The sequence below is a fragment of the Caballeronia calidae genome (assembly GCF_900044055.2).
GTDB classification, from domain to species: Bacteria; Pseudomonadota; Gammaproteobacteria; order Burkholderiales; family Burkholderiaceae; genus Caballeronia; species Caballeronia calidae.
Map to the genome: position 1 here is coordinate 1 of NZ_FCOX02000060.1, position 21,516 is coordinate 21,516.

The following is a 21,516-nucleotide window of genomic DNA, read 5'->3' on the forward strand; positions in this document are numbered from 1 at the left end:
TTGCATACCCAACGGCAGCGCGTAGCGCTGTGCCGGAGCTATTTGGTGCTGAACCAGCGCCCTTAAACAACTAGCTTGTCAGACCGTGCGCGATCCAAGCCCGATTGGACCTTTGAGGGCACTCGCTACTGCCGGGCCACGAGAGTGCTTCTGTGCCGGGGCCGGCTGGAAGTACTTTGGATGGGGATAGCTGTTTCTTTGGTTACTTTCTTTGCAGCAGCAAAGAAAGTGACTGCCGCCCCGCATAGGGGCAACGCTAATAGACCGACGCGAAAACAGGATTTCACGCCCCACCCGACAGCGACTACCCCGCCCACGCAAAAACACAAATCCGCGAAAGCGAAAAAAGGCATAAACCTTGCTCCAGTGCACACCATGCACGATTCCCCCACGATATCGAACGCACAGCCCGCGGCCTCGAATCCTTGGACCTGTCCGTTCTGCCCCCTGCTATGCGACGACATCACGCTCGTGCCGAGCGCCGATCAGCGCCTCGCAGCACCGCACACCGCCTGCCCGCGCCTGGCGGAGGCGCTTGCCCGCGTCAGTCCCAACGACACCAGGCAAGCACCGACGATCAACGCGCAACCCACCGATCTCGCGTCGGCGCTCTCGCAAGCCGGGGCGATCCTGTCGAACGCTCGGCGGCCGCTTTTCGGCGGACTCGCGACCGACGTGGCCGGCGCACGCGCGCTCTATGAGCTCGCCGCGCATTGCGGCGCCATCCTCGATCATCTGCACGGCGACTCGCTCGCCGACAGCAATAGCGTAATGCAAGACCGCGGCGCGCTCTTCACGACGCTCTCCGAAGTGCGCTCGCGCGCCGATCTCGTCGTCGTGTTCGCGTGCGAGCCATCGCGGCGCTATCCGCGCTTCTACGAACGCGCCATCGACAAAGACCGCGACGCAAGCATCGTATTCGTCGGATGTGACATCGATAAAGCCGCGAACGCGCGCACCGAGTCGATGCTGCAAAACACCGATCCCTTCGATACGCTCGCGCTCTGGTCCGCGCACGTCGAAGGCGGCCGGCCGATTCCGGTCGAAGAACTCGTCGCGCTGACGGAGCGCATCGGCAAAGCGCAATACACCGCGTTCATCTACGAGCCTTCGACGCTGCCGACACAACACGCGGCGCTCGCGATCGAAGCGCTGCAGCGCATCGTCAAGGCGATCAATCGCACCGCCCGCGCAGGCGCGCTCGCCCTCACCGGCGACGATGGCGCCGCGTCCGTCAATCAGGCGATCACGTGGCTCTCCGGCTTTCCCGTGCGCACGCGCGTCGCATACGGCATGCCGCTCGATCACGACGCGCATCGCTATCGCACGGAAGCGCTTCTCAAGCGCGGCGAAATCGATGCGCTCCTCTGGGTGTCGAGCTTCGCGCCCGAGCCGTTGCCCGCATCGCTCGATGACAACGTGCCCGCGATCATCCTCGGCCATCCATCGATGACGATACCCGCGCGCCACGCGCCGACCGTGTTCATTCCCGTCGCGACGCCGGGCATCGACAGCGGCGGGCATCTCTTTCGCGTCGATACCTCGGTGGTCGCGCCGCTCACCGCCGCGCGCGATGCGGGCCTGCCGACCGTCGCCTCGATCGCGTCGCAGCTCACGCAGGCAAGGAGGCCGCAATGAGCCTCACGCGGCTGAAGGGCGGCACGCTCTACGATCCGGCGAACGGCGTCGACGGCGAGAAGCGCGACATCTATATTCGCGATGGCCGCATCGTCGATGACGCGCAAGGCGAAAGCATCGCGCCCGAACGCGACTTCGACGCCAGCGGCATGATCGTGATGGCGGGCGGCATCGACCTGCACTCGCACATCGGCGGCGGCAAGACGAACCTGTCGCGCCTGCTGCTGCCCGAAGATCATCGCGACGATCCGCGGGCCGTGCCCGATCGCCCCAACGAAGGCCGCTATATGCGCCTGCCCTCGTGCGGTGTATGCGCGCCGGGCACGCTCGCGGCCGGCTATCGCTATGCGGAAATGGGCTACACCGCCGCGTTCGAGCCCGCGATGATCGCGTCGAACGCGCGCCACGCACATCTGGAAATGGGCGACACGCCGATCATCGATCACGGCGCCTACGTGATGATGGGCAACGACGAACTCTTCCTGCAGATGCTCGCCGCGAACGAAGACTTCGAGCGCCTGCGCGATTACGTCGGCTGGACCATCAACGCGCACAAGGCGCTCGGCGTGAAGGTCGTGAATCCCGGCGGCATCTCGGCCTTCAAGTTCAATCAACGCTCGCTCGATGTCGACGAGAAGCACGTGCATTACGGCATCACGCCGCGCGACGTATTGAAGACGCTCACGCGCGCGCTGACCGACTTGCGCGTGCCGCATCCGCTGCATGTTCACGCAAGCAACCTCGGCGTGCCGGGCAACATCGAATCGACGATCAGGACGATGGACACGGCCGAAGGCCTGCCCATTCATCTGACGCATATCCAGTTCCACAGCTACGGCACCGAAGGCCCGCGCAAGTTCTCGTCGGGCGCGCGGGCGATCGCCGAAGCGGTGAATGCGCGCAAGAACGTGACCATCGATGTCGGCCAGATCATCTTCGGCCAGACGGTCACCGCATCCGGCGACACGATGATGCAGTTCAAGAACGCGCCCATGGCCAACCCGCGCAAATGGGTGCTCGGCGATATCGAATGCGATGCGGGCTGCGGCGTCGTGCCGTTCAAGTATCGCGAGCAGAGCTTCGTGAATGCGCTGCAATGGATCATCGGGCTGGAGATCTTTCTGCTCGTCGACGATCCGTGGCGCGTGTCGATGACCACCGATCATCCGAACGGCGCGCCCTTCACGAGCTATCCGCATCTGATCCGCCTGCTGATGGACAAATCCTTCCGCGACGAGCAGCTCGACAAGCTTCACGCCGATGCGAAAACCGCGAGCGCGCTCGGCGGCATCACGCGCGAATTCTCGCTGTACGACATCGCGATCATCACGCGCGCCGGCCCCGCGAAGCTGCTCGGCCTGAAAGACCGCGGCCATCTCGGCGCGGGCGCGGCGGCGGATATCGCCGTGTATCGCGACGATGCCGACCGCGAGCGCATGTTCACATCGCCCGCTTATGTGTTCAAGGATGGCCAGCTGATCGCGCGCGACGGCACGCTGCTCGCCACGCCCACCGGCGGCATTCATTTCGTCAGCCCCGAGTACGACCGCGCGATCGAAATGCGCGTGCGCGACTATGCGCAGAAGAATCTCGCGACGCGCTTCGAGAACATCGCGATCGGCGACGACGAAATCTGCGCGTGCTGCAACGGCGGGCGGCTCTTGCCCGTCGCGTGCTTCGCGGCGAGCGGGAGCTGACGCACATGCGCATCAACGATACGCAGATCGACGACACCTTCGCCGAAGCCTTCCCGATGAAGGCGACGCGCCTCGTCATCACCGCGCATACATCGACATGGGCGCGTCATGCGGCCAATTCGCTGACGGGCTTCGCGACATCCGTGATCGATTGCGGCTGCGAGGCGGGCGTCGAACGCGATCTTTCCGCCGACGAAACGCCCGATGGCAGGCCCGGCGTCGCGGTGCTGATCTTCGCGGTATCGTCGAAGGAACTGGCGAAGCAGATCGCGCGGCGCGTCGGCCAATGCGTGCTCACGTGCCCGACGACAGCGGTGTACGGCGGCATCGACCCCGCGAACACGCGCGCGCCGCTCTCCGACAACGCGCCGCTCGGCGCGGGCCTGCGCTTCTTCGGCGACGGCTATCAGATATCGAAAGTGCTCGACGGCACGCGTTACTGGCGCGTGCCCGTGATGGACGGCGAGTTCGTCTGCGAGGAATACACCGGCACGGTCAAGGCGGTCGGCGGCGGCAATCTGCTCTTCCTTGCGCGCGATATCGACAGCGCATTGCATGCGGCCGAATCCGCCGTCGCCGCGATGCATCGGCTGCCGAACATCATCACGCCGTTTCCGGGCGGCGTCGTGCGCTCGGGATCGAAGATCGGCTCGAAGTACGCGGGCGCGACGGCATCGACCAACGATGCCTTCTGCCCGACGCTCGTCGGCCTGTCGAAGAAGAGCGAGCTGACGCCGGATATCGCGTGCGTGCTCGAAATCGTGATCGACGGCCTCACCGACGCCGATGTCGGCGCCGCGATGACAGCAGGCATCGCCGCCGCGACGGAGATCGGACGCGCGGGCGGCGTGCTGCGCATATCGGCGGGCAATTACGGCGGCAAGCTCGGGCCGTATCACTTCAAGCTGCACGAACTGTCGAAGGATATCGACGGGAGCCGCGCATGAACGCCATCGAATTGCGCGTAAAAAGTTCGCCGGGCTTTCGCTTCGACGGGTCGAAATTACTGCCTGCCGCGCTCGCTGAAGTTTCGGCTTCCGATTTACCCCGCACCGTGCTGCAAGGCGCGGGAGAAACCTGCGCGCTCGGCGATCTCTTCGATATCGCGCTCACGCAATCCGATGCCCCATCGCTCACCATCGAAGGCGATGTGCCATGGCTCGATCGCATCGGCGCGAACATGACCGAAGGCACGCTCACGGTGCACGGCAACGCGGGCGACCATGCGGGCATGAAGATGTCCGGCGGCGAGTTGCACATACATGGCGATGCGGGCGTTTTCGCCGCGTGCGAAATGCAGGGCGGACGCATGGCGATTCACGGCAATGCGGGCGATTTCGCCGCGAGCGCGCTGCCCGGCGACATGGAAGGCATGACGGGCGGCACGCTCACGATCCACGGTAATGCCGGCGCGCGCCTCGCGGACCGCATGCGGCGCGGCACCGTGCTCGTCGCGGGCGATGCGGGCGATTTCGCCGCGTCGCGGCTCGTCGCGGGCTCGGTCTGCATCGGCGGGAATGCCGGTGCACACCTGGGCTACGGCATGCGGCGCGGCACCGTTTTACTGATGAACATGGCAGAAACGCCATCTCGCATCCCACCGACGTTCACCGAAGGCGGCCACGGCTTCGACGTCTTCTGGCGGCTCTTCACGCGCATGCTCGCGCACGAGATCGCGCCCTTCGCGACCCTCGCGGGCCATGTGTTGCCGCGCCGCTACGCAGGCGACCTGGCGGTCGACGGACGGGGGGAATTGCTGATCGCCAATGTCTAGCCAGACGAGAAAAATGAACCCGTGTAGCATCGGGAACGAAAACCATTTTCACGGGAGATACGCCATGAGCACCGCGCGGACATCCGCAACGTCGCGCGACGGCCGCATCGATGCCGGAAGCGACCGTTACGCGCGCCCGCTGATCGCGCTGCACTGGGTCATCGCCATCGCGATCATCTCGATGTTGTGCATCGGCTTCTACATGGTGGGCCTGCCGCGCGGGCTGCCGTTCAAGTCGGACCTCATCAACTTCCACAAGTCGCTTGGAATCACCGTTTTCCTGCTGGTGCTGCTCCGCATCCTGGTACGCCTGGCTTACGGCCGGCCGCCTCTGCCGCCGATGCGAACGTGGCAACGCGCCGCCGCGAGCATTACGCAGGCTCTTTTATACGTAGGCATGGTGGGAATGCCGCTCACCGGTTATCTCGGCTCGTCGTTCAACAAGTACGGCACGAAGTTCTGGGGTCTCGCGCTGCCGCAATGGGGCTCGGACGACAAGCATCTGCGTGAAATCTTCTTCGGCATCCACGGGACGATCGCGTGGATCATGGCCGCGCTGATCGTGCTGCATTTTCTCGGCGCGATGAAGCATCAACTGATCGACCGCGACGGTCTTTTACGGAGGATGTGGCCTTGAAAATTCGCGTGCTCGGTTCATCGGCGGGCGGCGGCTTTCCGCAATGGAACTGCAATTGCCGCAATTGCGACGGCGTGCGGCGCGGCACCATCGCGGCGCGCGCGCGCACGCAATCGTCGATTGCCGTTACCGATAATGGCGAGGACTGGCTGCTCGTCAACGCATCGCCGGACATACTCGCGCAGATCGCGGCGAATCCGGACTTGCAGCCCGCGCGCCGCGTGCGCGACACGGGCATCGCCGCCGTCGTCACGATGGATGCGCAGATCGATCACGTCACCGGTCTTCTGATGCTGCGCGAACGCGGCACGCCCTTGCCGCTCTATACGACCGACGCCGTGTGGCAGGACCTGTCCACCGGCTTTCCCATCACGTCGATTCTTGCGCATTACTGCGGCGTGGAGCACAGGCGCATCGCGCTCGATGGCGCCGCGTTCTCCGTGCCCGAACTGCCGCGCGTGACCATCGACGCGTTGCCGCTGTCGAGCAAGGCGCCGCCGTATTCGCCGCATCGCGAAGCGCCTGAAGTGGGCGACAACATCGGCCTCATGTTCACGAACACCGCGACGGGCAAGCGCGCGTTCTATGCGCCGGGGCTCGGCGCACTCGAGCCGCATGTGCTCGATGCGATGCGCGAAGCGGACCTTCTGCTCGTCGACGGCACCGTATGGACCGACGACGAAATGATCCGCCTCGGCCTCACGAAAAAGACCGGCAAGGACATGGGCCATCTCGCGCAGAGCGGCGCGGGCGGCATGATCGACGTGCTCGATTCGATCCGTCGCGCGGGCGTGCGAAAGGTGCTGATCCACATCAACAATACGAATCCGATCCTCATCGAGGATGGACCCGAAAGACGCATTCTGTCCGAGCACGGCATCGAGGTCGCGCACGACGGCATGACCTTCGAGCTATGACATTCGCACTGGAGACCGTTCGATGTTCGATCCGATGCTGAATCCCACCACAGGCCCCGTCTTCACGAAGGTGCAGGACGCCGGCCCCGCGTGGACGCGCGAGGAATTCGAAGCGCAGTTGCGCGCGAAGGGCACGGCGTATCACATCCATCATCCGTTCAACGTGAAGATGAACAGCGGCGGCTGTTCGAGAGAGCAGATACGCGGCTGGGTCGCGAACCGCTTCTACTATCAGATCAATATTCCGCTGAAGGATGCGGCGGTGATGTCGAACTGTCCCGATCGCGACACGCGCCGCCGCTGGGTGCTGCGCATTCTCGATCACGACGGCTATGGCGATCAGCCCGGCGGCATCGAGGCATGGGCGCGTCTGGGCGATGCCGTCGGTCTCTCGCGCGACGATCTCTGGTCGCTGAAACTCGTGACGCCGGGCGTGCGCTTCGCCGTCGATGCCTATGTGAATTTCGCGCGGCGCGCGCCGTGGCAGGAATCGGTATGCTCGTCGCTGACGGAAATGTTCGCGCCGCAGATCCACAAGGATCGTCTCGCGACGTGGCCCGAGCATTACCAATGGATCGAGCCTGAAGGGCTTTCGTATTTCCGCTCGCGCGTGTCGCTTGCGCAGCGTGATGTCGAGCATGGACTCGAAGTGACGCTCGCGCACTTCAGGACGCGCGAGGAACAGCAGCGCGCGCTCGACATTCTGCAATTCAAGCTCGATATCCTCTGGACGATGCTCGATTCGATCGAAAAGGCGTTCCCGCAATGAGCGACAGCAACCCGACTCAACGAAAGCAGGAAGCAGTCGAAGCGCCCGACGATTCGTTGCATCCGAAACTGAAGCGCCTGTTTCGCCTGCAATGGGAACCGGCGCAGGACGCGCACGTGCTGCTTTATCCTGAAGGCATGGTGAAGCTCAATCAGAGCGCGGCGCAGATTCTCCTGCGCTGCGACGGCACGCGCGATATCCCCGCGCTCGTCGCCGATCTGGAGCAGGCGTTCAACGCGACCGATCTCGGCGACGACGTGCGGGCGTTCATCGCCGGCGCGCGTGCGCGAGGCTGGCTGGAGTAGTGTCATGACCGATCTGTCCGAACCCATCGCAAAGCCCGAGCACGAAGGCGCGCCCATCGCGCCGCCGCTGTGGCTGCTCGCGGAATTGACGTATCGCTGTCCGCTGCATTGCGTGTTCTGCTACAACCCGGTGAACTACGCCGATCACACGCGCGAGCTCGACACCGATCAATGGCTCGACGTGCTGCGTCAGGCGCGCGCATTGGGCGCGGCGCAGCTCGGCTTTTCGGGCGGCGAGCCGCTTCTGCGCGACGATCTGGAAACGCTCGTCGCAGAAGCGCGCAAGCTCGGCTTCTATACGAACCTCATCACGTCGGGCATCGGTCTCACCGAGAAGCGCATCGGCGCGTTGCAGGAGGCCGGGCTCGATCACATCCAGCTCTCGTTTCAGGATTCATCGCAGGAGCTCAACGACTTTCTCTCCAGCACGAAGACCTTCGACTACAAGAAGCGCGTCGCGACGCTCATCAAGGCGCACGGCTTTCCGATGGTGCTCAACTGCGTGCTGCATCGCTATAACCTGCCGCATATCGGACGCATCATCGACATGGCGCTCGCGATGGGCGCCGAGTATCTCGAACTCGCGAACACGCAATACTACGGCTGGGCGCACGCGAACCGCGCACAGCTCATGCCGACGAAAGCGCAGCTCGACGAAGCGGAGGCCGTGGTCGAGCGCTATCGCAACGAGATCGGCGACAAGTGCAAGATCTTCTTCGTCGTGCCCGATTACTACGAGCGCAGACCCAAGCGCTGCATGAACGGCTGGGGCTCGGTGTTTCTCGGCATCGCGCCTGATGGCGCCGCGCTGCCCTGCCATACCGCGCGCTCGCTGCCGGGCCTCACGTTTCCGAACGTCACCGAGATGCCGCTCAAGGACATCTGGTACGAAAGCGATGCCTTCAATCGCTTTCGCGGCTTCGGCTGGATGAAGGAGCCGTGCCGCAGTTGCGACGAGAAAGCCATCGACATGGGCGGCTGCCGGTGTCAGGCGTATCTGCTCACGCAAGACCCCGCGAACGCGGACCCCGTGTGCGACAAGTCTCCGCATCACGAGCGCGTGATCGAAGTGGTGCGCGCGGCATCGGCACGGCAGGCACCGCAGGAACAGCCCATCCTCTTTCGCAACGATGCGAACTCGCGGCGCATCGCGGCCGAAGCCTCCGGTAATGGTTCAGAACAAGAAGGAGAAAACCAGCCATGACTGCCGACATCTCCGTGCTGCTCGTCGACGATCACGCGGTCGTGCGCGAAGGCTACAAGCGTCTGCTCGAACTGAGTCCCGACGTGAGCGTCGCGGGGGAAGCGGCGAATGCCGCCGAGGCGTATCAGAAGTTTTGCGCGTTGCAGCCGGATGTCGTCGTGATGGATCTCGCCTTGCCCGGCGCGAGCGGCATCGAGGCGATGCGGCGCATGCTCGCGCGCGAGCCGCACGCGCATGTGCTGATCTTCAGCGTGCATGAAGAAGCGATCTTCGTGCGCCGCGCGCTCGATGCCGGCGCGCGCGGCTATGTCACGAAGGCGAGCGCGCCCGACGTGCTCGTCGAAGCGGTGCGCTCCGTCGCGCGTCGCGTGTGTTATCTGAGCCCGGATATATCGCAGGCGCTGGCGTTGCGCGCGACGATCCAGGAAGGCCCGCCGGGACGGCAGCTATCCGCACGCGAGTTCGAAGTGCTGCGCTTGCTCGTGCAGGGTTATACGCTGCCGAGCATCGCGGAGAAACTGGGCTTGAGTCAGAAGACGGTGGCGAATCATCAATCGGTGATCCGGCAGAAATTCGGCGCGGACAACGGCGTGCAACTCGCGCAGATCGCGAATCGCCTCGGCCTTCACTTCGCCGATTTCGCTTCGTCCGCCGAGGCTTCGTTTGCGTCGTTCGGTCCGGGCGTCGGCAACGGCAGCCCCGCCTGAGCCGGCACGCGCGCGCAGAACAGGAAGCCCGCGCCCGGCTCGCTCGCGATATCGAACGCTCCGCCGAGCGCTTCCACGCGCTCGCGCATGCCGATGAGGCCGAGCCCCTTGCGCGGCTGTGTCAGATCGACGCCCGGGCCGTCGTCGGCCATCGTCACGACGATTTCCTCCGGCGCGCGCGCCAGATAGATCTCCACGCGTGAAGCCCGCGCGAACTTCGACACGTTCGTGAGCCCTTCCTGCACGAGCCGGTAAAGCGTGATGTTGAGCGCATCGCTGAGATTGTCGAAGTCGCCATCGACGGCGAGCGTGAAGCTCGCATCGGGCAGACGCTCGCGCCAGCCCTCGACGCAATGTTCGAGCGCAGTCGGCAAGCCGAACTCGTCGAGCCCGATCGGACGCAGCTTGCGAATCATCCCGCCGATCTCGCGATACACATGCGTCGCGCTTTGCATCAGCGCAAGCGACAGCCGATGAATCTCCGCCTCGCGTCCCGCCGACAGATCGCGGATGCGCCCCGCATCGAGCGACATCGCGTTGAGGTACTGACCGAGCTCGTCGTGCAATTCGCGCGCGAGATGGCGGCGCTCCGTCTCCTGCGCGGCGAGCGCCTGACTCGCGAGACGCCGGTTCTCCGCGAGCAGATGCTCCGCCTCTTCCTCCAGCGCGCGCCGCCTGCGCACTTCCGACTGTGCCTCGCGATAGCGCCGCCACGCGAACCACGCGAAACCGATCGCGAGCACGACGAGCGTCGGCGGCAGTTCATCGACCTGAAAGCGCTCGGCGCTGCGCGTCCAGCGATACGCGAACTCGCTGAAGTCGAAGCGGGCGAAGAGCGCGCCCGCGATCGACGTCACCGCGAGCACGCAGGCCAGATCGCGCCACACCGGCAAGCGCGGCGCGCGTCGGGAAGCGTCTTTCGCGAGAGAGGGCGTGGATTCGGTTGGCATCACGGAATGCATTCTACGCACGGCTTCATCGCGCACGGCAGTGGATGGAACGCGATTGGGAACCCTTCCCTGCGCGATCGGGAAAAGCTCCCGGTCCACGCGCGCATTCTTATGCGACGCTTTCAGTGAACGAAACATGCTCTGCGCGTGGATCGAAAAAAGACTGGAGACGACGATGAAGAGCATGCCGCGCAAGCCCGCGCCCGCGCATCCGTTCAAACCCCGAGCAGGCTTGCGGCTTCTCTTCGGCAGTGCATTCGCGAGCATCACGGTGGCCGCGTGGGCGCAGACGCCGCCCGCCGATGCAGCCGATACCGCCGAAGCGCCCGCGCCCGCATCGGCATCCGTCGCGCAGGCCGATGCGCCGCCGAATACCGAGCTGCCTTCGATCATCGTCGTCGGCACCACGCCGCTCATCGGCGTCGGCACGCCGCTCGAGAAAGTGCCCGCCAACGTGCAGACGATCAAAGGCAGCGAGATCGAAGCGCAGCATTCGCCGACGGTCACGAACTACCTCGAAAAGAATGTCGTGAGCGTCGATACCAACGATGCGCAAGGCAATCCGTGGCAGACCGACATCAACTATCGCGGCTTCACCGCGTCGCCGCTGCTCGGCACGCCGCAGGGCTTGTCGGTGTTCATGGACGGCGTGCGCATCAACGAGCCTTTCGGCGATGTCGTCAACTGGGACCTGATTCCGCAGGCCGCGATCCAGACGATGCAGATCATTCCCGGCTCGAATCCGACCTTCGGCCTCAACACGCTCGGCGGCGCCGTCGCGGTGACGACCAAGAACGGTCGCAGCAATCCCGGCGGCAATGTGGACCTGAGCTTCGGCTCATGGGGACGCAAGGCCGCGCAGATCGAGCAGGGCGGCGTGATCGGCGATCATCTCGACTATTACTTCACCGCGAACATCACGAACGACAACGGCTGGGCCGATCACAACTCGAGCCGCATCCGTCAGGCGTTCGGCAAGCTTCGCTACACCGACGCCGATACCACAATCTCCGTGTCGATGGGCGGCGCCGACAACACGCTGAACGGCTCGCAGACGATCCCGCGCTCGTTCATGGACAACTTTCGCCAGGCCTATACGTTCCCCGACACGAACGAGAATCAGGTCGGCTATCTGACGATCAACGGCGAGCACTACTTCACGCCGAACCTGCAGTTGAGCGGCAACGTGTACTACCGGCACTATCGCAACAAGAACGTGAGCAGCAACGTCAACGAAGACTTCGACCCTGACGGCGACGATGCCGAAGAACTCACGCAGGCCTTCAACGATCAGTCGGTGATCGTGACGGACAGCTATGGCGCGAGCCTGCAGCTCACGCTGCTCAACAACCTGTTCGGCCATGACAACCAGTTGATCGTCGGCGCGGCGGGGGACTTCGCCAATTCACACTTCACGCAGGCATCGCAGCCGGCGGAATTCACCGATACGCGCGCGACCATCGGCACCGGCCCGTTCGTGCCGCAGACCGACGCGAAGACGCGCAACGAGAACTGGGGCATCTACTTCGAGAACACGTTCTCCTTCACCGAGCAATGGTCGATGACGCTCGCGGGCCGCTATAACTGGGCGAAGGCGACCATCGGCGATGAGAGCGGCGTGCAGCCTCTTCTCGACGGCAATCACACGTTCTCGCGCTTCAATCCAGCCATCGGCTTCAACTGGAATCCGACGCCGTACTTCACGGCCTATGCGACGTACAACGAAGGCATGCGCTCGCCGACCGCGATCGAGCTCGCATGCGCGGACCCGGCGGCGCCGTGCTCGCTGCCCAATGACTTCATCGCGGACCCGGATCTGCAGCCGGTGATCTCGAAGACATTCGAGATCGGCGCGCGCGGGCGTGTCGGCAACCATACGACATGGAGCGCGGCGGCCTACAGCACGACGCTCGACAACGACATCCAGTTCGTCAGCGCCCAGGGCGCGGGCAGCACGCTCGGTTATTTCCAGAACGTCGGCAAGACGCGGCGGCAGGGCTTCGAACTCGCGGGCCGCACGCAATGGGGACCGGTGGGCGTCGCCGCGAGCTACAGCTATGTGAACGCGACGTATCGCTCGACATGGACCGAAAGCAGCGCGAGCAACTCGAGCGCGGACGGCGATGGCAACATCACCGTGCATTCCGGCGATCGCATTCCGGGCATTCCGGCGAATACGGTGAAGATGCGCCTCGACTACAACCCGATCTCGCGCTGGAACATCGGCGCGAATCTCACGTATCGCAGCAGTATCTTCGCGCGCGGCGACGAGAACAATCAGGACGTGAACGGCAGCGTCGCGGGCTATTTCCTGATCGATCTGGACACGACCTACAACGTGACGAAGCAATTGCAGGTCTATGCGACGGTCAAGAACCTGCTGAACAAGCGCTACGCGAACTTCGCGATTCTCGGCGAGAACTTCTTCGACGGGCCGAACCATACGTTCAACAACGGAGCCACGGTGAACGAACAGTTTCTGGGTGTCGGCGCGCCGCGCGGCGTGTGGGTGGGCATGCGTTACGCGTGGAAGTGATGCACAGCCGATGCGCGCGGCGGCCCCTCACCGCGCGCATGCGTTGCGGCCGTCGCCCGTTCAGCGTCCCACGATCGATCCCGCACTCGGCGGATACGTCACGATGCCCCATGCGAGCGGCAGATCGCCGATCTGCTTGACCTCCTTGTAGTCGGAGCCGTCGAGCACATAGACCGCGTTCGAGCGTCCGCACGCGAGCAAAAGCTTCGAGCCGTCCGGCGTGAAGCTGAAGTGCCAGCAGCGCTGTCCGACGGGCACATCCTGCATGTGCTCGTAAGTCGAGCCATCGAAGACCTGCAGCGTCTTGTCGCGCGATGCGGCCACGAGCAGCCGCTTGCCCGACGGATCGAACGACACGCCGTAGGGGCCCGTCTTCGTGTCGACGGTCTTCACCGGCTTCAGGCTGGTTCCGTCGAGCACGACGAACTTGTTCGCGTTCTCCAGCGTGACGACATACTGCTTGCCGCTCGGGGACACCTTGATGCCGCGCGGACGCGAGCCTTTCGACAGCTTCACCGTGCGCACCGGCTTGCCCGTGCCCACGCGATACACCGACACCGTATCGTCGCCCTCGTTGGTCACGAGAATCAGCTTGCCGTCGGGCGAGAACTCGACGCCCTCGGTCTCGTGACCGCTCTTGACCGAATGCGTGACCTTCATCGTCTTCAGATCGACGATGGCGATCTCCGCGGGCGGCGAGTTGGCGTCGTCGTCTTTTTCAGGCTCGCCCGGCTTCGGCGGCCCGCCGCTTTCGCCCGGCTCGTAGGTCACATACGCATAGCCGCCGAACACGCGCACGAACTCCGGATTCTTGCCGATCTTCGCGCGCCGCACGACCTTGCCCGTCGATGTATCGAACTCCGAGAGATCGGCCGTCGCCTTGTTCGCCACATAAAGACGCGTGCCGTCCTTGTTCAGCGAGAGACCGCGCGGGCCGTCCTTGCCGACGTCCCAGGTCTTCGCGAGCGACAGGTTGTCGAGATCGATGACGGCGACGCCGGCGTTCTCGGTCGTCACATACGCGGTCGGCGCGGCGGCGTGCGCGACGTTCGCGGCACAGGCGGCGGCAAGTGCGAGCGATGGCGCGATGACCGACGCGCAGGCAATGCGCGCCGCCTTGAATCTGACTTGCATGGTCGTCTCCAGCGGTTCATTTCGATTATTCGAGTTCGCGTGCGCGTGCGCGTGCGCGCGGCGCAATGCCCTGCGCACGCTGCAAGTCCAACTTAGCCCAATCGGCGCCGCCGTGGCAACGGCATCGGCCGGGAGAAATTCCCGAATTCACGCGGCACCGCGAATCGGATGCTGCGTCGCCCCGCTCAACGCGTCGCGGACGGATCGCTCGCGAGCAGATCGACGAGCGCTTTCGCACCGCGTTTCCACGAAAGATCCGTGTTGCCGCGTATGTCGACCGAGCGCTGAAAGAGCATCGCGCCGCTCGCGGCATCTTCCACGCGCAGATTCATGTTGAGGATCAGATTGCTGATCTTCTGCACCCAGCACACGCCGACGCGCGACGCACCGATCTGCTTCGCCACGCGCAACTCGCAGCCGTTGCACGCGCTCATGTCCTGCGTGCGTTGCAGCGCGGCGATCAGGTCGCCCGCCTTCGCATTGTCGGCGACCTGAAAGAGCGCGCGCTCGCGCAGGTCGTCGCGCAAGGCGCCGCTCACCATCGCGAGGCGCGCGGACTGGATGCGATCTATCTCCGCGTCGTTGTAGGCGGCGTTGTCGTCGATGAGCGTGCAGTCGAGCATCGCGATGGATTGCGGCGCGCCTTGCGCGAGCGCGCCGCTCATGACGACGGCGAGCGTCATCGCAAACACGGCGCGAAGAGTATGGGTCATGGTGTCGGCCTCGATGATGTGCGGCTTCGTGCGCCAACAGCAGATCGCATTCCCGTTCGCGCGCGTCCAACATACCGTTCGGGCTTGCCGCGAGCAAGCGTCGAGCCGAGGCGCCGGGGCGCGCATCCCGACAAACGACGCGTGCTCACGACGCCGCGCGCAACGCCTCGTCCGCGACGGCGAGCCGCGAAGCCATCATCTTCACGACGAAGCGATGCCATTCCTGCGCGGTCACCGGATCGTCCAACTCGAGCTTGCGCAATGCCGCGAGCGTGAGACGGCGCAGGCGCGCGGGCTCGTCGGCGACGACATCCGCGCTGCGCGGCGCGTTCGTATAGACCGCCATCTCGCCGATGATCGTGCCCGGCCCGAACGAGCGCAGCCGCACCGAGCGCCCGTCGGCGAGCGGCAGCGAAACCGTCACGCGGCCCTCCTCGACGATATACAGCGCATCGCCCGCATCGCCGCGCCGAAACAGCACCTCGCCTGCGCCGATGTCGCACACCTCGAGAAGAGCGCCCAGCCCGTCCAGCGCGTGTGCCGTGAAATGCGGCCCGAGGATCGCGCGAAAATCGCCGGAGGGCGCGCTCGGCGTCAGCGCGCGCGTCAATGTGGCGAGCTGCTGCGCCTCGACCCATTCGAGGCCCGCATCGAGCGTATCGAACTCGCGAATGCCGAGCGCGAGCGCGCCCGTGCGCCCGAGCAGCGCGCGCGAGTTGTACGGCAGCGCGGTCAGCACGAGGTCCGCGCCGATCGCGGCGCACGCCTGACGCAGCTTCACGAACGCGAGCGACACCGATGCATCCATGCCGTTGGTCCACGCGAAATCGAGCACGACATAGCGCACCGGACGCGGTCCGTGCGAACGAATGCGCTCGCGGATGCGCTGCAGCATCGAGTTCGCGGAGCCGAAGAACAGGAAGCCTTGCAGACACACGCCGCAGAGCTCGTCGCCGCGATCGCGCAGAAAACGCGTCTCCTCGATGCTGCGCTCGACGTTCGAGGTGCGCGTGCGGCCGTCGAACTCCATGCGCACGCAGCCCGCGCGGCCATAGAGCAGCGCGAACGTCACGCACGCCGCGACCACGCCCGCGACGACGCCCGCGATCACGCCGTAGAACGCGATCACCGCGAGAATCAGCGGCACGAGCAGATATTCGTGCCACGAGAGCTTGCGATACGCGCCGACGAGCCAGTCCATCATGAGCCGCAGGCCCATGTAGATCTGCATGCCGACGAGCACCGGCACCGGAAAGAGCGAGACGAGATCGGGCGATGCGATCAGCACGAAGAGACACGCGAGCGCGGCGAACACGCCCGCGGCGCGGCTCGTCGCGCCGGCGCGCGTGTTGAGCATCGAGCGGTTGTACGACTGATAGCCGACCATGCCGCCGAAGAGGCCGCTCGCGATATTCGCGAGGCCCGCCGCGCGCATCTCGCGATTGAGGTCGATGTCCTGTCCCGTCGCCGCGCCCATCGCGGTCGAGTTCATGATGATCGTGATCGCCGACACCGACGTGACGATGAGCGTCTCGGGCAGATGCGCGACGATCGCGCGCCAGTCGATCTCGCCGCGCGCGAGCGATGTCGGCAGATGCAGCTCGGGAATGTGCAGCGCGTGCATCGGCACATGCTGAAGCAGGAGGCCCATGTCGCGCGCGTCTTCGGGCGAAATGCCCGCGATGCGCAACAGCGCGTAAAAGAGCGCGATGCCGATGGCGAGCGTGATCGGCAACGCGGCCGCATGCCGCCAGGTGCGCGCGAGGATCGTCGCGAGCGCGCCGACGAAGAGCGCGGGCAGCCACGCGAGCCAGTTCAGCTGCACGAGCCGCGGCAGCGTGTGCCAGTCGAGCGCGACGCCCGTCAGCACACGAAACGCGCCCGCGATCAGCAGATAGCCCGTGCCCGCGAGAAAGCCGCCCATCACCGGATACGGCAGGAATTGCAGCGAGCGGCTGCGCTTCGATGAACCGATCGCGAAGAGAATGAGCCCCGTCACGAGCGAGCACAGCGCGATGGCGACGAGCACCGTCAGCAGGATCACCGTGGGCGCGCCGCCGTTCGCGCGCACGCTGCTCGCGACGCCCGCCGCGACGCCGACGAGAAACGCCGTCGCGTTGCTGTCCGGCCCGCCGATGTTCATGCGCATCGAGCTCGTCAGCGCGATCACGAACGCCGTGACGATGCAGCTCACGAGCGCGGTCGGCACGCCGAGTTCCGCGTAGCGCGCGAGATCGGCGCTGAAGATGAGCGTGCCGAGGCTCATCGCGTAGCACAGCATGACGAGCGTGGAGACGGTGCCCGCCGTGATGTCGCCGACGAGCGCGGCCGCGCGCGGCATGGCGCGCGCGAGGACCGTGCGATGTGTCGTGGCTGGTTTCACGGCGCCTCCCGGAAGGGAGAAACGGCTGACGGATGCGCAGAGCGCGCAAGTGCGCCAAAAAGTATCCACCGTGCGTGAAGACGATGTCAATTTCGTGCACACGCCGACGCCCCGAAAAGCGGCGGACTTTGGCGATCCACGGCATCGCGCTGCACGAAACCTGATAAGCGGCAATTATTCGGCGCGCGACTCGCATTGAGACCTGCGCTTTTGATTCAAACAAAATTACATTGACAATTTCCTTTCGCAACTAGAATTAGGAAAACTTCCATTAGAGAGTCATTCTTAACAAACGAGACTTCCGAGACTGCAAATTTATTTATTCGCGATCGTCGATTTCGAATCCGCCGAACCATAACGAGCACGCACTGCCGACGCTCAGGCCATGGGCGCGGAAAGGCCGTCGATCGAGGGTCGCCGTTCGATTCCGGCGATTAATTCGTTATAACCGGTTCCCCTTGCCGAGCCGGTTCCGTCCATTACATTTATTCGCCAAAACAAAATCATCATTTTGTTTTGTCCGGCAAATGTACTTCCGTGAAAGCATCACCGTTTTCTGAACTTGCGAATCGTCAAAACCCATGAACACTTCGAACGTGCGCTCATCTTTCATGAATACCCTTCCGTCGCTTTTGGCGAAACCGCCGAAATCGCCGCAGCTCGTCTGGAGCATGGCGCTTCTCGCCGCCATCGCTCTGCAAGCGCCCTTCGCCCACGCGACCGAAGGCGCGCTCGGACGTCCCATCGCGGGAACGAGCGTGCTTCCGAATGTCGGCGTGGTGCCGCCCGAACCGGTGACGATCGTGAGTCTTCAGCAGATCTATATCGACGGCTCCGTCGGCGGCAGCCGGCAGGTTCCCATCGCGGGCACCACCGCGGTCGGCGTCGACGGAAAGATCGCGCTCACGCTCGCCACGATGCTCAAGGTGTGGGGCGGCAAGGGAGGCTGGGATTTCGCCTCGGGCATCACGCTTCCCTACGCGTGGACCGAAGTGACCGCGAATCTCTCCTCGCGATATGTCGGCGCGTCGCAGACCGATAGCGCATCGAATCTCTTCGACCTGTACATCACGCCGGTGGTCGCGGGCTACCATCTCTCGCAGACGGACCACGTCGCGTTGAGCTTCAACTTCTGGGCGCCCACCGGCCGCTACGACAAGAACTCGCTCGCCAACACGAGCCTGAACAACTGGACCTTCGTTCCGCAAGTCGCCTACACGAAATACGTGCCGAAATACGGCCTCGAATTCGACGCCGTGGCGGGACTGCAGTTCTACACGCGCAACCCCGCGACCGACTATCAGAACGCGCCGCTTTTCACGCTCGACGTCATGGGTCTGAAGAAGTTCGCCAATGGCGTGGGCGTGGGTCTCGTGATGGGCACGGTTCAGCAGCTCGGCAAGGACTCGGGGCCGACCGCGGACCGTCTGGACGGCTTCGAAGGGCACGATCTGTCGCTCGGCCCGATCGTCACGTACGACACCGTCGTCGCGGGCAAGCGCCCGCTTTCCGCGAGCGTGCGCTGGATTCCGAGCGTCGCCAGCACGCGCCGGCTGAAGAGCACGCCCAGCGTGATGGCCACGGCCACGCTCGCGTTCTGATCGCATCGCATCGCTTCGCGTTCGGCGAGTCGGGCACGAGCGCCTCCGCGGTAGCTTGATCGCGTCAACAGGAGTAACGTTGACGCACGAGCGAACACGACACCAAGGAGGCGATCATGCCCGACGAACCCGCTCAATGGCACGTCTTCGACTACGAAGGATTCGAGATCCACGTGCTGCCCCAGCTGAAGCCCACGCCCGAACACGCAGCGCCGAACAAGGTGGATCGCTACGTGTATATCGGTCACGTGTGCAGGCCCGGCGCGAATGCGGACACGCCCGGCGAAGCGGTGCATTTCCACGCCGACGGCGACGATGCCTACAAGACCGCGTCGGACGCGGTGGATGATGCGCGGCATATCGGCAAGAGCATCGTCGATGGCACGCATCCGGATCTTTCGGTGCTGTCGCTCGTGTCGCATCACCATCATCCGGGATGACGATCGAACGCATGGAACCTTCGGATCACGACGCGCACGTCGAAAGCCTGAGCGCGATCACGCTCGCCACACACGACATGGCGCGCGCGGTGCGTTTCTACGAAGCGCTCGGCTTTCGCATGCTGTATGGCGGCGCGAATGACGCGTTCACGTCGTTCGCGCTCGGCAGTTCATATCTCAATCTCACCAGCGAGACGCACGGCCCGATCAACTTCTGGGGCCGCGTCATCATCTACGTGTCCGATGTGGACGCGTTCTACCGGAAAGTGCTGGCGCACGGCATCGAGCCGCAATTCGCGCCGCGCGACGCGCCCTGGAACGAGCGCTACTTCCATCTCACCGATCCCGACGGCCACGAACTGAGCTTCGCGCGCCCGCTTTGATCTTCGCGACGTAGGCACGGCGTTCGCTTCAGATGAAGTGACGGGTAGCGTACGCATCGGACTTTTCATATGACCGATCGCGCACATACCCGGGCATCACGTTGCATGACGATGAGTCCATCGGCGTAACGCGTTTTCATGAACAAAGCATGCGGAAGACGTGTAAAAGCGCGCTGTTGCTATTTCGCAAAAACGGGCACGGCTCTGGATTCGAAGCGTAGAGTTAAAGTGCTTTGTCAGGAACGTGATGCGTTGCGGCAGGGGTTTCACTGATCGGGGCTTTAAACATCGGCGTGTCTGGCCGTTAACCCGATCATGAATGCCGCGTGCTGGAGACTGAAATGAAATGTGCGAACGAGCGGTCCCTTCGTTATCAGGTCGAAAAATGGCTCGCGCCGGGCAGCGTACCGGTGCATGTGAGGCAGTTCAGCCGCACGCGTTCCGACGGACATCGTTATGTGTGTGTCGAGGCGCTGAATGGCGCGGTATCACGGGCGCTGTTCTTCTTCCGTCACGACGACGGACACTGGTGTGTCTTTCCGCCCGCACCGAGACAAAGCAAGATGCGCGGCGAACGGCTCGCGGCCTGATGCAGGCGCGCTCTTCGATGGTTTGATTGGACTTCGGGATTCGACTACGATTTTCGCCGCCCCGCCGAAAGACAGGGCGTTCCTCACGAAAGCAGTCAACGACTAGAAACGCAGATTGTTGAGGAACTGAAACCACATTGCGCCGAGCGGATTCGCAGCGTCGGCGGTGGCGGCTTCCTTCTCTTCTTCCTTGTTCGCGCCGCGTTCGTCCGCGCGTTCCTGCTGTTCCGCCTTCGCCTGACGCGATTCGTGCAGCGCAGTCACGCTGTCCGCGATCTGCCGCGCCGTGGGCTCGTCGCATTGCGCGCCGAGCAGCACGCCGAGCACGACATCGCGGTTGTAGCCTTGCGACGCGAAACGCATCGCGAGCGATACGCGCTCGGCATAGAGCGCCTCGCGTGCCTCGCGCTCCTTCGCTTCGCGCGCCTCGCGTTCGGCTTCCTCCTGACGCATGTGCTCTTCCCAGCGGCGCATCTCTTCGGCATAGATGCGGTCGTACACCTCGCGCTGCGCGGGGTCGGAAAGAATGGCGTAGGCTTCCTTGATTTCCTGGAACTTCGCGCGCGCGGCATCTTCGTTGCCCGCGTTGCGGTCGGGGTGGCAGCGCATCGCCGCCTTGCGGTATGCGCGTTTGATTTCTTCGTCGGTGGCGTGCTCGTCCACGCCGAGCGTTTCGTATAGCGTTGCCATTCTTGCGTTCGGTGGATACGGGTCGCCGAGCATCGTAACACGCTAAAAACGGGGTCTCTTCGCGAATTGCGGCATCGCAACACAACAATTCATCGACCGATGAGCGTGCGAGCGGCCGCGCTTCCGATCCGATCGTAAATGGCGCGCGCCGGCTTCAGATAGCGCGCGATATGAAGCCGGATATTGACGACCGCCAGCACGAAGATCACGGCCGTGATGAGCAGGTACTCGCGCCGGTCCGGCACGATGTGATAGCGCGTATGCAGCAGCACGAAGACGATCCACGCGAACGCAGGCGCGTGCAGCGTCCAGTGCCGCTGCGCGAAATGCCACGCGATGCGCCGCACGTCGCGGCGTGACGCGCGATCGAGTCCGGCGAGTTCGGGACGTCGGCTGAAAAGGAAGGGCATCGGTATCGAATCCGTCGGCGCATGGCCATCATCGCGTC

21 protein-coding genes are annotated in these 21,516 nt (G+C 64.2%); 15 read left to right on the forward strand and 6 right to left on the reverse strand.

The genetic code is table 11. The annotated features are described in order from the left end of the window. The first annotated feature begins 375 nt into the window (after window positions 1-375). The 10 genes from AWB78_RS33475 to AWB78_RS33520 all read left to right on the forward strand — a co-directional run bounded on the left by AWB78_RS33475 (window position 376) and on the right by AWB78_RS33520 (window position 9,648). The gene (locus AWB78_RS33475) at window positions 376-1,638 is read left to right on the forward strand and encodes a molybdopterin-binding domain-containing protein (protein ID WP_062610917.1); all 1,263 of its coding nucleotides are present in this window, start codon (window positions 376-378) and stop codon (window positions 1,636-1,638) included. After that, window positions 1,635-3,335: a formylmethanofuran dehydrogenase subunit A gene (locus AWB78_RS33480; protein ID WP_062610918.1), complete on the forward strand. Its 1,701-nt coding sequence runs from the start codon at window positions 1,635-1,637 to the stop codon at window positions 3,333-3,335. Before AWB78_RS33475 ends, AWB78_RS33480 begins: the two co-directional genes overlap by 4 nt. 5 nt (window positions 3,336-3,340) lie before the next feature. Continuing rightward, window positions 3,341-4,282 (forward strand): formylmethanofuran--tetrahydromethanopterin N-formyltransferase, encoded by a 942-nt coding sequence (fhcD, locus tag AWB78_RS33485; protein ID WP_062610944.1) that lies wholly within the window; start codon window positions 3,341-3,343, stop codon window positions 4,280-4,282. Further along, a complete protein-coding gene (locus tag AWB78_RS33490) occupies window positions 4,279-5,109 on the forward strand; it encodes a formylmethanofuran dehydrogenase subunit C (protein ID WP_062610919.1) in 831 nt (276 codons plus the stop codon). Before fhcD ends, AWB78_RS33490 begins: the two co-directional genes overlap by 4 nt. A gap of 64 nt (window positions 5,110-5,173) precedes the next feature. Continuing rightward, window positions 5,174-5,746: a cytochrome b gene (locus tag AWB78_RS33495; protein ID WP_062610920.1), complete on the forward strand. Its 573-nt coding sequence runs from the start codon at window positions 5,174-5,176 to the stop codon at window positions 5,744-5,746. Further along, window positions 5,743-6,663 carry a pyrroloquinoline quinone biosynthesis protein PqqB gene (pqqB, locus tag AWB78_RS33500; protein ID WP_062610921.1) on the forward strand — a complete coding sequence of 307 codons (921 nt, stop codon included), beginning with the start codon at window positions 5,743-5,745 and terminating at the stop codon, window positions 6,661-6,663. Before AWB78_RS33495 ends, pqqB begins: the two co-directional genes overlap by 4 nt. A 22-nt stretch (window positions 6,664-6,685) precedes the next feature. Next, window positions 6,686-7,432 carry a pyrroloquinoline-quinone synthase PqqC gene (pqqC, locus tag AWB78_RS33505; protein WP_062610922.1) on the forward strand — a complete coding sequence of 249 codons (747 nt, stop codon included), beginning with the start codon at window positions 6,686-6,688 and terminating at the stop codon, window positions 7,430-7,432. Continuing rightward, window positions 7,429-7,737, forward strand: a complete 309-nt coding sequence (gene pqqD, locus AWB78_RS33510) for a pyrroloquinoline quinone biosynthesis peptide chaperone PqqD (RefSeq protein WP_232477980.1) — start codon at window positions 7,429-7,431, stop codon at window positions 7,735-7,737. The genes pqqC and pqqD overlap by 4 nt, the downstream gene beginning before the upstream one ends. A gap of 4 nt (window positions 7,738-7,741) precedes the next feature. Continuing rightward, window positions 7,742-8,941: a pyrroloquinoline quinone biosynthesis protein PqqE gene (gene pqqE / locus AWB78_RS33515; protein ID WP_062610923.1), complete on the forward strand. Its 1,200-nt coding sequence runs from the start codon at window positions 7,742-7,744 to the stop codon at window positions 8,939-8,941. Then, window positions 8,938-9,648, forward strand: a complete 711-nt coding sequence (locus AWB78_RS33520) for a response regulator (RefSeq protein ID WP_062610924.1) — start codon at window positions 8,938-8,940, stop codon at window positions 9,646-9,648. The genes pqqE and AWB78_RS33520 overlap by 4 nt, the downstream gene beginning before the upstream one ends. Here AWB78_RS33520 and AWB78_RS33525 read toward each other — a convergent pair. After that, window positions 9,567-10,598: an ATP-binding protein gene (locus AWB78_RS33525; protein WP_062610946.1), complete on the reverse strand. Its 1,032-nt coding sequence runs from the start codon at window positions 10,596-10,598 to the stop codon at window positions 9,567-9,569. The genes AWB78_RS33520 and AWB78_RS33525 overlap by 82 nt on opposite strands. A 175-nt stretch (window positions 10,599-10,773) precedes the next feature. Between AWB78_RS33525 and AWB78_RS33530 the strand changes: the two genes are divergently transcribed. Then, window positions 10,774-13,134, forward strand: coding sequence for a TonB-dependent receptor (locus tag AWB78_RS33530; protein WP_062610925.1), 2,361 nt, complete (start codon window positions 10,774-10,776; stop codon window positions 13,132-13,134). A 60-nt stretch (window positions 13,135-13,194) separates the two neighbouring features. On the opposite strand, the gene AWB78_RS33535 is transcribed toward AWB78_RS33530, so the two are convergent. The 3 genes from AWB78_RS33535 to AWB78_RS33545 all read right to left on the reverse strand — a co-directional run bounded on the left by AWB78_RS33535 (window position 13,195) and on the right by AWB78_RS33545 (window position 17,322). Beyond that, window positions 13,195-14,268, reverse strand: a complete 1,074-nt coding sequence (locus AWB78_RS33535) for a beta-propeller fold lactonase family protein (protein ID WP_062610947.1) — start codon at window positions 14,266-14,268, stop codon at window positions 13,195-13,197. 185 nt (window positions 14,269-14,453) lie between these two features. Continuing rightward, window positions 14,454-14,981 carry a DUF3280 domain-containing protein gene (locus AWB78_RS33540; RefSeq protein ID WP_232477981.1) on the reverse strand — a complete coding sequence of 176 codons (528 nt, stop codon included), beginning with the start codon at window positions 14,979-14,981 and terminating at the stop codon, window positions 14,454-14,456. Window positions 14,982-15,126: 145 nt separating this feature from the next. Continuing rightward, window positions 15,127-17,322: a SulP family inorganic anion transporter gene (locus AWB78_RS33545; RefSeq protein ID WP_096031885.1), complete on the reverse strand. Its 2,196-nt coding sequence runs from the start codon at window positions 17,320-17,322 to the stop codon at window positions 15,127-15,129. Window positions 17,323-18,035: 713 nt separating this feature from the next. On the opposite strand from AWB78_RS33545, the gene AWB78_RS33550 reads away from it, so the two are divergent. The 4 genes from AWB78_RS33550 (at window position 18,036) to AWB78_RS33565 (ending at window position 20,378) form a co-directional block, all read left to right on the forward strand. After that, window positions 18,036-18,965, forward strand: a complete 930-nt coding sequence (locus AWB78_RS33550; protein ID WP_062610949.1) for a SphA family protein — start codon at window positions 18,036-18,038, stop codon at window positions 18,963-18,965. A gap of 116 nt (window positions 18,966-19,081) precedes the next feature. Further along, window positions 19,082-19,405, forward strand: a complete 324-nt coding sequence (locus AWB78_RS33555) for a hypothetical protein (protein ID WP_062610927.1) — start codon at window positions 19,082-19,084, stop codon at window positions 19,403-19,405. Window positions 19,406-19,416: 11 nt separating this feature from the next. Then, the gene (locus AWB78_RS33560; protein ID WP_374729506.1) at window positions 19,417-19,788 is read left to right on the forward strand and encodes a VOC family protein; all 372 of its coding nucleotides are present in this window, start codon (window positions 19,417-19,419) and stop codon (window positions 19,786-19,788) included. 341 nt (window positions 19,789-20,129) lie between these two features. Beyond that, window positions 20,130-20,378 carry a hypothetical protein gene (locus AWB78_RS33565; RefSeq protein WP_062610929.1) on the forward strand — a complete coding sequence of 83 codons (249 nt, stop codon included), beginning with the start codon at window positions 20,130-20,132 and terminating at the stop codon, window positions 20,376-20,378. 102 nt (window positions 20,379-20,480) lie between these two features. Here AWB78_RS33565 and AWB78_RS33570 read toward each other — a convergent pair whose 3' ends face one another. Continuing rightward, complete coding sequence (locus AWB78_RS33570; RefSeq protein WP_062610930.1) at window positions 20,481-21,068, reverse strand: J domain-containing protein; 588 nt, start codon at window positions 21,066-21,068, stop codon at window positions 20,481-20,483. 89 nt (window positions 21,069-21,157) lie between these two features. Beyond that, the gene (locus tag AWB78_RS33575; protein WP_062610931.1) at window positions 21,158-21,478 is read right to left on the reverse strand and encodes a hypothetical protein; all 321 of its coding nucleotides are present in this window, start codon (window positions 21,476-21,478) and stop codon (window positions 21,158-21,160) included. Window positions 21,479-21,516: the final 38 nt, after the last annotated feature.

What these genes read in the sequence shown, in the direction of transcription:
- AWB78_RS33495 (WP_062610920.1), top strand. Translation starts at nt 5,174, where the DNA reads ATGAGCACCGCGCGGACATCCGCAACGTCGCGCGACGGCCGCATCGAT.
- AWB78_RS33530 (WP_062610925.1), top strand. Translation starts at nt 10,774, where the DNA reads ATGAAGAGCATGCCGCGCAAGCCCGCGCCCGCGCATCCGTTCAAACCC.
- AWB78_RS33490 (WP_062610919.1), top strand. Translation starts at nt 4,279, where the DNA reads ATGAACGCCATCGAATTGCGCGTAAAAAGTTCGCCGGGCTTTCGCTTC.
- AWB78_RS33545 (WP_096031885.1), bottom strand. Translation starts at nt 17,322, where the DNA reads ATGCCGCGCGCGGCCGCGCTCGTCGGCGACATCACGGCGGGCACCGTC.
- AWB78_RS33475 (WP_062610917.1), top strand. Translation starts at nt 376, where the DNA reads ATGCACGATTCCCCCACGATATCGAACGCACAGCCCGCGGCCTCGAAT.
- AWB78_RS33555 (WP_062610927.1), top strand. Translation starts at nt 19,082, where the DNA reads ATGCCCGACGAACCCGCTCAATGGCACGTCTTCGACTACGAAGGATTC.
- AWB78_RS33565 (WP_062610929.1), top strand. Translation starts at nt 20,130, where the DNA reads ATGAAATGTGCGAACGAGCGGTCCCTTCGTTATCAGGTCGAAAAATGG.
- AWB78_RS33525 (WP_062610946.1), bottom strand. Translation starts at nt 10,598, where the DNA reads ATGCCAACCGAATCCACGCCCTCTCTCGCGAAAGACGCTTCCCGACGC.
- fhcD (WP_062610944.1), top strand. Translation starts at nt 3,341, where the DNA reads ATGCGCATCAACGATACGCAGATCGACGACACCTTCGCCGAAGCCTTC.
- AWB78_RS33520 (WP_062610924.1), top strand. Translation starts at nt 8,938, where the DNA reads ATGACTGCCGACATCTCCGTGCTGCTCGTCGACGATCACGCGGTCGTG.
- AWB78_RS33570 (WP_062610930.1), bottom strand. Translation starts at nt 21,068, where the DNA reads ATGGCAACGCTATACGAAACGCTCGGCGTGGACGAGCACGCCACCGAC.
- pqqC (WP_062610922.1), top strand. Translation starts at nt 6,686, where the DNA reads ATGTTCGATCCGATGCTGAATCCCACCACAGGCCCCGTCTTCACGAAG.
- AWB78_RS33480 (WP_062610918.1), top strand. Translation starts at nt 1,635, where the DNA reads ATGAGCCTCACGCGGCTGAAGGGCGGCACGCTCTACGATCCGGCGAAC.
- pqqE (WP_062610923.1), top strand. Translation starts at nt 7,742, where the DNA reads ATGACCGATCTGTCCGAACCCATCGCAAAGCCCGAGCACGAAGGCGCG.
- AWB78_RS33575 (WP_062610931.1), bottom strand. Translation starts at nt 21,478, where the DNA reads ATGCCCTTCCTTTTCAGCCGACGTCCCGAACTCGCCGGACTCGATCGC.
- AWB78_RS33550 (WP_062610949.1), top strand. Translation starts at nt 18,036, where the DNA reads ATGGCGCTTCTCGCCGCCATCGCTCTGCAAGCGCCCTTCGCCCACGCG.
- AWB78_RS33540 (WP_232477981.1), bottom strand. Translation starts at nt 14,981, where the DNA reads ATGACCCATACTCTTCGCGCCGTGTTTGCGATGACGCTCGCCGTCGTC.
- pqqD (WP_232477980.1), top strand. Translation starts at nt 7,429, where the DNA reads ATGAGCGACAGCAACCCGACTCAACGAAAGCAGGAAGCAGTCGAAGCG.
- AWB78_RS33560 (WP_374729506.1), top strand. Translation starts at nt 19,417, where the DNA reads ATGGAACCTTCGGATCACGACGCGCACGTCGAAAGCCTGAGCGCGATC.
- AWB78_RS33535 (WP_062610947.1), bottom strand. Translation starts at nt 14,268, where the DNA reads ATGCAAGTCAGATTCAAGGCGGCGCGCATTGCCTGCGCGTCGGTCATC.